This window comes from Gorillibacterium sp. sgz306347, assembly GCF_059735245.1.
On record NZ_JCAPET010000020.1, the window covers coordinates 78,251 to 90,702 of the forward strand.

Below are 12,452 nucleotides of genomic sequence, written 5' to 3' on the forward strand. Positions count from 1 at the left end.
CTCGCCGCCCAGGCGTACCCCTTTCGGCAATGACCGCCCGCTCCGAAAACGAAACAAGCGCCCCGCTCCTCCCGATGCGGGAAGAAGCGGAGCGCCGTTTTCAACAGCGGCCTGTCGGCGCTGCCTTCAGGCGGACATCGCCTTACTGCCCGGCATGGTCCGCTTCGTCTTTGACTTCCTCGCGAAAGCCTTGGATGCTTCTTTTGCGGCGTTCGTTCTTGGCTTCGATCCGTTTGCGTTCCTCGCTGCCGATCTCTGAACCGAATTCCTCCAAATAGTCTTCGCCTTCGTGCAGGTTTTCCAGTGTGTTCTGGATGTTATCCTGCAGATGCTCGACGTTATCCGCCCGGTTGTCCGGTTTTGCCATGGAATCGCTACCTCCTGACCAGAATGCGCCGTACCGGCGTTCGGCAAGCCGGCTTTGCGCCTTGCCTAGGGGGTAGGGTTGGCGGATGCGGACGGTTTTATGCATCGGCAGTCAAAGGGAAGCCGCAAGGGAGACGCGTCGTCCAGCACAAGCAAAAGCACAAGCAAAGCGTTAAATCGCGTAAGGCGTCGCTTCCATCGTCTCGGCTTTGGCAACGGCTTCTTCAAGCGTCATGCCGGTGAACAGCTGGCCGTGGAAAAAGCGTCCGCTCCGGCGGTCGTTCACAAACGCGCCGACGGCCACGCCGGGCAGCGCGCTTTCCGGCTCGCTCGGCGCTTGCGGCCCGCCGAGGTCGGTGCGGCACCAGCCCGGATCGGTCAGGTTCAGCAGCACGTCCGTGCCGTCCAGCCGCGAGGCCAGGTCCTTGGTGAATTTATCGAGGGCGGCTTTACTGGCGGCGTAGCCGGCCTGTTCCGGCTCGTTGCGGATGCCGCTCGTCGTGTTGATGACCCGGCCGAAGCCCCGCTCCAGCATGGGCGGGATCAGACGGTTGCAGATCATCGCCACGGAGATGAAGTTGATCTGGAAGCTCTGCTGAAAGTCCTCAATCGGCGTCTTCCAGTAATCGTTCCGGTAAGCGATTTGTACGGCGGCGTTGTTGAAAACAAGATCAACGGGCACGCCCATCGCTTCAATTTCGTCCAGCATCGCGGTTACGGCCGCCGGATCGGCGAGCTCCGCCTGAAGGCTGCGGGCTTCCACGCCCATCGCCTTGATTTCCTTTTCCAGCCCGGCCGTATGCTCCAGGCTCCGGCTGTGCAGGAGCAGGTTGCAGCCCTGCCGGGCCATAAACAAGGCGGTATGATAGCCGATTCCTCTGCTTGCGCCGGTGATCAGCGCCCATTTTCCGCGTACGTCAATCATGGGGACAACTCCTCTGTGAAATGGAATGGACGGACAAGCAAGGCGGACGCCAGTCCGCTAATGCAAGTTTAAACCGTTTTCACGGCAAAAGCGAGCGGCCGGAGGCTGACCTGCGCAGGACGCCCCGAAGTGGCCGATTTCAGGACAGCAGCCGCTCCGCCGGCGCTTCGCCGCCGGGCCTCCCCGGGCTTATGCCCGTCCGGGCGCTCTCCCGGAACTGTTTGGGGGTCAGTCCGGTGAGCGCCTTGAACTTGCCGGCGTAGTAGCTTTGGCTGCAAAAGCGCAGCTCCTGCGCGATCTCCGCGATCGAGAGTCCGGTATGAAGCAGAAGCTGCTTGGACTCCTCTACTTTCAGCCGCGCAATGCAGGCGGTGACGGTCTCTCCGGTTTCTTTTTTGAATAAGTAGCTTAAGTAACTGGGGTGGACCGTCGCGCTGGCGGCGATGTCTTTCAGGGACAACTCCTGAAACACGCCCTCCGAAATGCGGCGCATGGCCAGCTTCACGGCCCGGCTGTAGGCCGGGGCGGGTTTTTCCCGGTTTACCAGGGTGACGAACCCACGAAGCATTTCATATTCAAAACGCAGCAGCCGCTCCATTTCGCCGATGGACTCGATCTCGCGGATAAAGGCGTCGCTGGCTTGAAAAGCCGTTTCCGCCCCGACGCCGCCCTTGATGACCGCTCTCGTATAAAGGGCGCACCCGGCAATGAGGGCGTTTTTTTTCGAGCGAAGGGGGTGGGGGGCGAGGGCGGCGCCTTCCAGGGCATTGATTTTGGCGATGGCCCGGTACGCCCCGTCGAGGTCGCCCCGGGCGATGGCTTCGGTAAGCTCGTGCTCATAATCGATCGGGGGATGGCTGTAGCCCCGCTGCAAAAGCTCCAGCCGGGTTTGCCTTAACCGGTGTTCCCATTGAAATTCGCGGGCATGCGGCATTTTCATCACCTCACCTTAAAATTTTGACCGCTTTCTGGATATCCCGGTATTCGCGGGGCCGCTTTCCCGGTACACTTTTGTCATAAACCCATCGGAAAGGAAGGGGGCTTTAGCATGGCATGGACGATACGAAACAAAGACCAAACGGGCCCGGGCCTGCTGCGCGCGGAAAGCCTTTTTGCGCTTGGCAACGGGTATTTGGGTGTCCGCGGAAACTTTGAGGAAGGCTACGACTTCGGGATGGACTCCATCCGGGGCACTTACCTGAACGCGTTTCACGATGTGGTGCCGATCGCGTACGGAGAAAAACTGGTCGGCTTCCCGGATACGCAGCAAAAGCTGCTGAATGTGATCGACGCTCAAACCATCCGCATCTGCTTCGGCGCGGACGAGGAAGCGTTTTGCCTGTACAAGGGCGAGGTGCTTTCGTTCGAGCGCCTGCTGCACCTGGACAAAGGCTATTCGGAGCGGATTGTGCATTGGCGTTCTCCTTCCGGCCGCGAGCTGAAGCTGACGTTTCAGCGGGTGGCGTCTTTTGCGCATACGGAGCTTTTTGCCCAGCGGGTTCTGATCCAATCGCTGAATTTCGAAGGCCCCGTTTCCATCGTGTCGACCATTAACGGCGACGTAAAAAACTACTCCAACCCGAAGGACCCCCGGGTGGCCAGCGGCCATTCCAAGCGGCTGACGGTTTCCTCATGCGGCATTCAGGAGGATTACCTATACCTTTCCTGCAAAACGGAGGTTTCCAACCTGGAGGCCACCTGCGTGTCCCGGCACACCTTTTCCGGAAGCCCGCAGGTTGAAACGGAATGCGGCGAAAACCGCGGCGAAAGCCGGTTCCGCTTCCACCTCAGCCCGTCGGAGCCGATTATGCTGACCAAGTGGAACGTCTACACGAATACGCTGCGGCACGGCAACGAGCAGATCGCGACGGCCGTTTACCTGCACCGGCTGCTCAGCACCTACGATTTCGACCGGCTGCTGGCGTCGCAGAAAAAATACCTGGACGGCTTCTGGGACGCAGCGGACATTGAAATCGAAAACGACGAGCTGCTGCAGGAAGGCATCCGCTTCAACCTCTTTCATCTGCTGCAGGCGGCCGGGCGGGATTCGTACGCCAACATCGCGGCCAAGGGGCTGTCCGGCGAAGGGTACGAAGGCCATTATTTTTGGGACACCGAAATTTACATGCTGCCCGTGTTCATGATGGCGGAGCCGTTCCTGGCCCGGCAGCTGCTGGTGTACCGCTATTCGATTCTGGAAAAAGCCCGCGAGCGGGCGAGGGAAATGGGGCATCCCAAAGGGGCTCTGTTCCCTTGGCGGACGATTTCCGGGACGGAGTGCTCCTCCTTTTTCCCGGCCGGCACCGCCCAGTACCACATCAGCGCGGACGTGGCTTACAGCTTCATCCAGCACTACATCGTCGAGCAGGACAACGACTTTCTTCTGCGCTACGGAGCGGAGGTGCTGATCGAAACGGCCCGGCTGTGGATGGCGGTCGGCCATGTTTACAAAAACCGGTTTCACATCGACGACGTCACGGGCCCCGACGAATATACCTGTCTCGTGAACAACAACTATTACACCAACGCGATGGCCAAGCACAACCTGGCCTGGGCCGCCAAAAGCTGCGAGGTGCTGCGCCGGGAAAAGCCGGACGGCTTCCGCGAGCTGTGCGAACGGCTTGGCGTAACGGAGGAAGAAGAAGCCGAGTGGGCGGACACCGCCCGCATCGTGTATTTGCCCTATGACGAGGAACTGGGCATCAACCCGCAGGACGATACGTTCCTGCGCAAGGCCGTTTGGGATTTCGCCGGAACGCCGAAGGAGCATTACCCGTTACTTCTGCACTATCATCCGCTGACCCTTTACCGCTATCAGGTGTGCAAACAGGCCGATACCGTGCTGGCGCATTTTCTGCTGGAAGACGAGCAGGACGGGGAGACGATCGCCCGCAGCTTCGATTATTACGAGAAGGTCACGACGCATGATTCCTCGCTGTCCTCCTGTATTTTCAGCATTATGGCGGCCAAGGTCGGCTACCGGGAAAAAGCCTACGATTACTTCATCGAATCGGCCCGGCTCGACCTGGACGACACGCACGGCAACACGAAGGACGGCCTGCATATGGCGAACATGGGCGGAACGTGGCTCGCCATCGTCTTTGGCTTCGGCGGCGTCCGGATGAAGGAATCCGGGCTGTCGCTGGCGCCGTTCCTGCCGGAAGCCTGGCAGTCGTATTCGTTCCGCATCCGGTTCCGCGGCCGAAAGGTCGGCATTCGCGTCACCTCCGGCGAGGTCCGGGTGACCCTGCTCGACGGAGAACCGCTGCCGCTTCGGCTGTACGGCGAAGAAGCCGTTTTGGGCGCCGAGCCGCTTGTCCGCAAGCCTGTCTAAGCTGCGGGGCGCTCCGGCGTCCCCTCCCAATGACGACGAAGGAGCGATGAAGATCATGGATACCCGTTTGCCGGAAGCGTTTATCTTCGATTTGGACGGCGTGGTGACCGATACGGCCGAATACCACTACCTCGCCTGGAAGGAACTGGCCGACGAGATGGAGATCCCGTTTACCCGGGCGTTCAATGAAAACCTCAAGGGCGTCTCCCGGATGGACTCGCTGCGCCTGCTGCTGAGCCAAAGCCCGAAGCCGCTTGCGCTGTCGGAGCGGGAGCAGGAGGAGATCGCCGCCCGCAAAAACGGCATCTACCAGGACATGATCCGCAAAATCACACCCGCCGACATTTTGCCGGGCATTCCCGAGCTGCTGGCGGCCATCCGCCAGGCGGGTCTGAAAACGGCGCTTGCCTCGGCGAGCAAAAACGCGCCGTTTATTCTGGACAGACTGGAGCTGGCGGACCGGTTCGACGCGGTGGCGGACGCAGCGAAGCTGACGCATAACAAGCCGCACCCGGAGATTTTTCTGACCGCTGCGAAGCTGGTCGGCGCGGAGCCGTCCCGCTGCGTCGGCATCGAGGACGCGTTCTCCGGCGTCGAGGCGCTGAAGGCGGCCGGCATGTACGCCGTCGCGGTCGGCCGGCCGGAGACGTTCCCGGACGCCGACCTGGTGGTCGGCTCCACGGCCGAGCTTTCCTTCGCGCGCATCGCGGAGGCGTTCGCCGCCGCGCGGTGACGCCGCGCGCGGGGGCGGCCGGTGCGGAGTGTACGCTGCGGCAGATGCGCGCGGCCGGTGCGTGCTGCGCAGCGCACAAGGCCGGCGTGCGTGCGGCCCGGTGCGGGGCTTCGGTCGCTGTTGGTTTTGGGAGGCCAAATAAAGCGCGGCGGCGGAAGCCTCCCAAAACCAAAGGCACGCTAACGCTCCTGCGCCTCCGCCCCGGCCGCTCCGCCCCCCTGCCGCCGGCGGGTTGCGCGGCAGAGGTTGCCGCCGCAAACTGTAGGCGCGTTGCGGCCGGCGCGGCCAAGCGGCCATCACCACTCCGCAAAGAAAGAGCAGAGCTGTTATGGTCCTGCTCTTTTCTTGTTGTGAGGCACACCATGCTTTTGCTGCTTTATGGCAGCCGGTTTGATGGAGGGACCGTCATTCTTGCCAGAAGAGCCACTAATTTAGAGTTTTCTCTCTTCTTACCGGACAGGTCTTCCGAAAAGAACCGTAACGAATCGCAAAGCTGCAAATATGCATCATTATTTGGGCTTGGCAGGAAAAAAAGACGGATAATACTGCGATAATGCAGCATTATGAGGCTTTTGTCGGAATCATGACCGCAAAGTCAGGAAATATCCTGCATAATCGCATCAATTCCAGGCAAATGGTTCTTTTGCTCACGATATTGCTGCACTTTTGCAGGAAAATCCGGCCCGAATTGAGGGGGCTAGCCTGAACGCATTGAGAAGGTGCCACGACCTTGCAGAGAGTTGGCCTGTACGCGTAAAAGGCTGGCCTCTGAGCACGTAAAGGAGTTCCCCGACCTAAAAAGGGTGCCTGATCGTTAAGGAGGTACTGACCTCAATTAACAGTTAGGCCGGAACTTGCTGCTCGTCCTCGCCATTCTTGCCCGACTGTGAGTAGGGAAGATACGACTCAGCTCATTCTCTCGCCCCACGCACCGTCACCCGTTCGCTTTGCACCTTACGCCCTGCACAAATTTTCCGTATTCTTTTGTCTCACGCCCCGGCTCCGTTCGCCCTCACGCCCCGGGCCCTTCGCCTACGCTCCTCGCGCTCCGCCGGCTCTTCACGCCTCAAACCCTGGCGCTTGTGCGCCAGGGTTTGGGGCCGTGCAGGCGGTTATTTGACCGCGCCGGCTGCGATGCCTTTGATGATGTACTTCTGCGCCATGGCGTAGAAGATGACGACCGGGATGATGGTGAGCACCAGACCGGCCATCGCCAGGTTCCACACGATGGTGAACTCGCCGAAGAAGTAGAACGTCGACAACGGAATCGTGCGCAGCCCGACGTCCGAGAGCGTCAGCGAAGGCAGCAGGTAGTCGTTCCACAAGGAGATGACGTCCAGAATCGCAACCGTCACGGTGATCGGCTTCAGAAGCGGGAAAACGATCCGCCAGAACACGCCGAATTTGGAGCAGCCGTCGATGGTCGCCGCTTCCTCCAGCGCCACGGGGATCGATTTGACGAAGCCGTGGTACAGGAACACCGCCATGCTCGCATGGAAGCCTACGTTCATGTAGATCAGGCCGCCGTGCGTGTTCAGCATCGGGATGTGCAGGTTGGTGCGAATCCAGTCCATGACCTGCATAAGCGGCATCATCAGCGTCTGGAACGGAATCAGCATGGTGGCGACAAACGTGAAGAAAATAATCCGGCTCAGCCGGTTATTGGTCCGCACCAGCATCCAGGCCGTCATCGACGCCAGCAGGACAACAAAGAAAACCGAAGCCAGCGTTACGAAAAGCGAGTTGCCGAGCGCGGTGAAAAAATTCATTTTGTCGATCGCCTGGCGGTAATAGTCAAAGCTGAAGGAGGAGGGCAGCGCAAGCGTATTCTCGTACAGCTCCGCCCGGTTTTTGAACGAGTTGACGAGCATGATGTAAATCGGAGACAGGAAGCCGAGCGCCAGAAGGAACAGCAGCAGCTCCGCGCCGAGTTTGCCGGCTTTCTTCATTACAGCTGCACCTCCCTTTTCTTGGTGATGATCACCTGGGTCAAGGTGAGGGCGGCGACGATCACGAAGAAGACAATGGCTTTTGCCTGGCCAAGCCCGTAATTGCCGTAACCGAAAATTTCATTGTAAATGTTCATGGCGAACATTTCGGTGGAGTTGTTGGGTCCGCCTCCGGTCAGAGAGAGGTTGACGTCAAAGATTTTGAACGCCCCAGAAAGCGTCAGGAACAAACAAATCGTGAACGACGGCATAAGCAGCGGAAACACGATTTTGGTCAGCCGGTGCCAGAGGTTCGCTCCGTCCACTTTGGCGGCTTCCAGCAGGTCGTCCGGAATGCCCTGAATGCCCGCGATGTAAATAATCATCGTATAGCCGGCCATCTGCCAGGTGAAAACGGCGACGATTGCGTACAGCGCGTAGTCCGGGTTCAGCAGCCAGTTGAAGAACAGGCCCTCCCATCCGGTCAGCTCGCCCGCGTTTTTGAAAACGTCCGTAAAGATAAACTTCCAAATGTAGCCGAGGATCAGGCCGCCGATCAGGTTAGGCATAAAAAGCATCGTCCGCGCCGCGTTGCGCACCTTCAGCTTGGTCGTAACCAGCAGCGAAAAAAGAAGGCCCAGCAGGTTGACGGCGATCAGCGCGATAAAAGTGAATTTGGTCGTCTCCCATGCGGAAGCGAGGAACCGGTCGTCCTGGAACAGCTGCGTGTAATTGTCCACGCCGACAAATACTTTGGGGTTGGCGGGAATGCCGTCCCACTGGACGAAGGAATACACAATCCCCATGATAAACGGAATGATGACGACCGTGATAAAAATAAACAAAAGCGGAAACGTAAAAACGGCGAACCACAGCCGGTCTTTTCTTTTCTGCAAGGCGATCCCTCCTTTCCCGGTAAGCATCAAGGATGTAGAGAAAAGCCTAACGCTCCCGTTATTGAACGCCGAGGTTAGGCTTTTTGGGGGCTATGGGTTGAGCGGGGGCGGCGGGCATTACCGCTTGCCAGCGGCCCGCTGCGCCGACCCGTTCAATGTAAGCTTATTTGGCGGCTCTTGCCCAGGCGGCGTCCAGATTTTGCAGATACTGCTCGCCGGTGATGCCCGGGTCCAGGAAGAACTCCTGGGTAACCGGAGCCAGATCGTTGATGATGATCCCTTGGGGGAAGTAAAGGGTGTTGGCCCATACGAGGGTTTCCCCGCTTTGCGTAGCGTCGAACACGGCTTTGGACAGCGGGTCCAGCTCGTTCGCTTCGATGTTGGTCATGGCCGGAATGAAGCCGAAATCGTTGACGATGGCGTTTTTGCCGGTATCGCTGTTCAGCAGCCAATCGAGGAAGGCGTTGGCGGCTTCGATTTCTCCTGCGCTCGCTTTATTGTTAATTACCCAGTAACTCGGCACGCCAACCGCGAGCTTGTCGTTTCCGGCCAGCGGGAGAGGCATCATGCCGATTTCAAAATCAAGCTCGCCGAAATCCTTCAGCATGCCGTAGCTCCAGTTGCCTTGATGGACCATCGCCGCTTTGCCGGTAGCGAAGTCGCCCATCTGCTTGTCGTACGTCGTTTCCATCGGATTTTCCGCGTTCGCGCGAATCGCTTCCATGATCTTGGCGAATTCCTGGAACTCCGGCGTGTCCGCCAGCTTCACTTCGCCTGCGTTCAATTGATCGATGAAGGCTTTGGGGTCGTCCTGCACCGCAAACGGCGTATTGATAATATGGCCGATCAGGAAGTAGGCGTCCTGAGCGAGGCTCAGCCCATTGATGTCCTGGCCTTTAAAATCTTCCAGCGCTTTGGTCAAAGAGTCGGCGTCGGTAATGGTCGCCGGATCGACGAGATTCTTGTTGTACACCAGGCCGAAGCCTTCGACGCCGTACGGAACGCCGACGATTTTGCCGTCCGTTTCGAGCGCCATGTTCTCGGCGATGTTTTTCACATAGCCTTGGTCGCCCATGTCCTGGAAGTAGGATTTAAACTTTTCCGCCTCCGGGCCCGGGCCGATGCTGAAGAGCGTCGGTCCTTGATTGGAGGTCAGCCTGGCTTGCAGCTGCGTGAGGTACCCGTCGCCGGTGGCGCCCCATACCTCCACCTCGTTGCCGGTTTCCTCCGTATATTGCTTGGCGAGCTCTTCAAGAGACCCCGCGATTTCGACTTTCGACTGAAAAATAGAAATCTTGGCAAGCTTGTCACCGTCTGCCGCCGGGGAATCGCCGCCATTCGAGCCGCAGGCCGCCAGCAAGGCGATCACAAGCACCATGTTTAGTAAAACGAATAAACTTTTTACCTTTTTCAATGTGTCTCCCCCATTTCGTAGAGTGGTAAAAACGCTTACAGGAACCATAATAGAGTGATAAATTTGAAAAGTCAAATTTCGATAGTGGAATTCAAGTAAAATTTCTGTAAAATGCGAGGGTGGTTTTACGATGTTTTTTACATATACTGGACACTTCACAGATCTTGGCGGCCGCCGCACAAAAAGCGCCTTTTCCTCCCCGGTTCGGAGAAGAAAAGACGCTCTTTGCGGCGTTTTTTATGGACGGCAATGGGGTAGGTCAGGAAACGGTTTTGCGCCACTTGATGGATGCGCCGAGCTTGAAGGGCGCGGTGTCCGCCGTTCCCTGAATCATTTCGAGCAGCTCCTTGGCCGCCAGATAACCGCTTTCATAACGCGGAATAGCAATGGTTGTCAGACCCGCCATAGCCGCAGCAACGGAATCGTCGAAGCCGGTGACGGATATGTCCCCGGGCACCCGCAGCTTGTTTTCTTCGAACGCTTTGATGGCGCCGATGGCCATATTATCGTTGGCGCAGACGAGCACCTCCGGCAACGCGTTGCTGAGAATCATCAGCTTCGCGGCCTGATAGCCGCTGGTCTCGCGGTAGTTGCCGTGGAAGTAATACCGGTTGTCGAACGGCACGTTGTTTTTGGCCAGCGTGTCGGTAAAACCGGCGAACCGTTCCTTGTTGTCCAGCGTAAAGCTGAGGCCGCCCAGAAAGCCGAAGCGGCGGAAGCCCTTGTCGAGCAGCGCCTGCACCAGCTCGCACATGACGGGGTAATTGTCGACCACGACGCTTTTGATCCGTGCGGTCTTTTCTTCCATGATCCGGTCCATCACGATGACGGGAAAATCGGGCCCCGCAACGGACTGAAGAAACTCGTCGGACAGATTCCCGTCCAGACTGATGGTTCCCCGGGCGAACCCGCCGCGCATGAAATTGACGCTTGATTCGTTGGTGCAGATGATCAGATCATATCCGTTTTCCTTCAGGCAATCGCTGACGCCTTCCAGAATATGCAGGTAAAAGTCGCGGTCGAAATCGCTGAAGATGAACATGATTTTGTTGGTTTCTTCGGTTTTTCCTTTTTTGGCGGAAGGGGGCGGCCCATATCCGTATTCCATGCAGAAGCGCAGCACCCGTTCCTTTGTCTCCTGGCCCACATTCTTGCGCCCGTTCAGGACGTTCGACACCGTGGAAACGGAAACGCCTGCCAGCCTGGCAATGTCCTTCATTCCTACCATAACGACGGTCCTCCCCGATAACAGCTATGCAACCCTTAGTATAAAGCCGATTTTCCGGACAGGAAAGAGATCGAGAAAAAGATCGAAAGGATGGCCGATCGTGCAGGATTCGGCTTTCCCCGCTCGGCTTGAGAGGGGGCGGACCCGATTGCACCATCGGAAGCAAAGGCAAGAATATGGTAAACCATCCGTTTGAAAGATGTCAAATTTGCAAGCTTTTTTTACTAGTTTTGACCGGCTTTTTACTTGCGGCAAAAGGGGTTCTTTCCGGGGGATTTGGAGACGGTCGATTTGAACAAAAACGCGTTACAGGCTATAATATAACTGAATTTGTGCTCATTAAAGGCGGAAAGAGAGCGTAAACCGTATGGGACGTAAGTGGAACAACATTAAGGAAAAGAAAGCTTCCAAAGATTTAAATACGAGCCGGATCTACGCCCGGTTCGGGCGCGAGATTTACGTGGTCGCCAAGCAGGGCGTGCCGGACCCCGAGTCCAACCAGGCGCTTCGCTTCGTGCTGGAGCGCGCCAAGACGTATAATGTGCCAAGGGCGATCATCGACCGCGCCATCGAAAAGGCGAAGGGCGGCGGCGACGAGAACTACGACGAGCTGCGTTACGAGGGCTTCGGGCCGAACGGCTCGATGGTCATCGTCGATGCTTTGACCAATAACGTCAACCGCACCGCGGCCGAGGTCCGCTCCGCGTTCAACAAGAACGGCGGCAGCCTGGGCGTAAGCGGATCGGTGAACTACATGTTCGACGCGACGGCGGTCATCGGCCTGGAAAGCAAGTCGGCCGATGAGGTGCTGGAGATTTTGATGGAAGCCGACGTGGAAGTCCGCGATATCGTGGAGGAAGACGAAGCTGTTATCGTATACGCCGAACCGGACCAATTCCATGCTGTGCAGGATGCGCTCAAGAATGCCGGCGTATCGGAATTCACCGTGGCCGAGCAGACCATGCTCGCTCAGAACTTCGTCACGCTTCCGGCGGACGTGCAGGCGCAGTTCGAGAAGCTGATCGACGTCCTGGACGATCTGGAAGACGTACAGCAGGTCTACCACAACGTGGAACTGGATGCCGAATAATCGTTTGCTATAAGAACAGTCCGTTCCTATGCGGGACGGGCTGCCAGCGAGAAACCCGGGTCATTTTAATGATCCTGGGTTTCTTTTGCGTTTGTCATCGTGATAAAGGGGGGAGGGAACATGGGGGTTGTTTCGTTTTCCTCGGCGTTCCTGGCGGGCCGCTATCTTCTTTATGTTCTGTAAGCCTGCCGTCATCAGCACCCCCGGCTGCCTTGCTCACCGTTCCTTTTTGCCGCCGCTTTCTTGGGTGAACCGGAAAACGGCGGGGTTCCTTTTTGCCGCCGCTTTTTTGGGTGAAACCGGAAAACGGCGGCAAAAAGCCGGCAAGGACCAGGAGGAAAAGGAGAATAGGTGCATGGCGACACTTATTTCAGGTGGTTTCTCGGATCGAACGTGAAATAATTCCACATACGCACTTATTTTCAGCGAAACAAACCATATTCGGAGAAAACGGGAGAAATAGGTGCCTTTTTGCATTTATTTGCCCGATAATAGCAGTAGACTTGCAAAAAAACTTACATGGTGCCTGTAAGAGGAT

The 12,452-nt window shown here is 57.6% G+C and carries 10 protein-coding genes; 3 read left to right on the forward strand and 7 right to left on the reverse strand.

The annotated features are described in order from the left end of the window. Positions 1 to 142 precede the first annotated feature (142 nt). The 3 genes from tlp to AC6I6H_RS12485 form a co-directional block, all read right to left on the reverse strand. Entirely contained in the window at positions 143 to 367 is a 225-nt protein-coding gene (gene tlp, locus AC6I6H_RS12475) for a small acid-soluble spore protein Tlp (protein WP_497954161.1), read from the reverse strand. A 171-nt stretch (positions 368 to 538) separates the two neighbouring features. Continuing rightward, positions 539 to 1,291, reverse strand: coding sequence for an SDR family NAD(P)-dependent oxidoreductase (locus AC6I6H_RS12480; protein WP_497954162.1), 753 nt, complete (start codon positions 1,289 to 1,291; stop codon positions 539 to 541). Positions 1,292 to 1,430: 139 nt separating this feature from the next. Beyond that, complete coding sequence (locus AC6I6H_RS12485) at positions 1,431 to 2,231, reverse strand: helix-turn-helix transcriptional regulator (RefSeq protein WP_497954163.1); 801 nt, start codon at positions 2,229 to 2,231, stop codon at positions 1,431 to 1,433. Between the two features lie 108 nt (positions 2,232 to 2,339). Between AC6I6H_RS12485 and AC6I6H_RS12490 the strand changes: the two genes are divergently transcribed. After that, on the forward strand, positions 2,340 to 4,625 hold the full coding sequence (locus tag AC6I6H_RS12490) for a glycoside hydrolase family 65 protein (protein ID WP_497954164.1): 2,286 nt from the start codon (positions 2,340 to 2,342) through the stop codon (positions 4,623 to 4,625). A 55-nt stretch (positions 4,626 to 4,680) separates the two neighbouring features. Next, positions 4,681 to 5,358 carry a beta-phosphoglucomutase gene (pgmB, locus tag AC6I6H_RS12495; RefSeq protein ID WP_497954166.1) on the forward strand — a complete coding sequence of 226 codons (678 nt, stop codon included), beginning with the start codon at positions 4,681 to 4,683 and terminating at the stop codon, positions 5,356 to 5,358. Between the two features lie 1,112 nt (positions 5,359 to 6,470). Here the strand turns inward: pgmB and AC6I6H_RS12500 are convergent. The 4 genes from AC6I6H_RS12500 to AC6I6H_RS12515 all read right to left on the reverse strand — a co-directional run bounded on the left by AC6I6H_RS12500 (position 6,471) and on the right by AC6I6H_RS12515 (position 10,824). Further along, complete coding sequence (locus tag AC6I6H_RS12500; RefSeq protein ID WP_497954167.1) at positions 6,471 to 7,307, reverse strand: carbohydrate ABC transporter permease; 837 nt, start codon at positions 7,305 to 7,307, stop codon at positions 6,471 to 6,473. Then, positions 7,307 to 8,182 (reverse strand): carbohydrate ABC transporter permease, encoded by an 876-nt coding sequence (locus AC6I6H_RS12505; protein WP_497954168.1) that lies wholly within the window; start codon positions 8,180 to 8,182, stop codon positions 7,307 to 7,309. Before AC6I6H_RS12505 ends, AC6I6H_RS12500 begins: the two co-directional genes overlap by 1 nt. A 163-nt stretch (positions 8,183 to 8,345) precedes the next feature. Further along, positions 8,346 to 9,596, reverse strand: a complete 1,251-nt coding sequence (locus tag AC6I6H_RS12510; protein ID WP_497954171.1) for a sugar ABC transporter substrate-binding protein — start codon at positions 9,594 to 9,596, stop codon at positions 8,346 to 8,348. Between the two features lie 259 nt (positions 9,597 to 9,855). After that, the gene (locus AC6I6H_RS12515; protein WP_497954172.1) at positions 9,856 to 10,824 is read right to left on the reverse strand and encodes a LacI family DNA-binding transcriptional regulator; all 969 of its coding nucleotides are present in this window, start codon (positions 10,822 to 10,824) and stop codon (positions 9,856 to 9,858) included. Between the two features lie 367 nt (positions 10,825 to 11,191). Here AC6I6H_RS12515 and AC6I6H_RS12520 point away from each other — a divergent pair, with 367 nt between their 5' ends. Beyond that, positions 11,192 to 11,914, forward strand: a complete 723-nt coding sequence (locus tag AC6I6H_RS12520; protein WP_497954173.1) for a YebC/PmpR family DNA-binding transcriptional regulator — start codon at positions 11,192 to 11,194, stop codon at positions 11,912 to 11,914. The last annotated feature ends 538 nt before the right edge of the window (positions 11,915 to 12,452 follow it).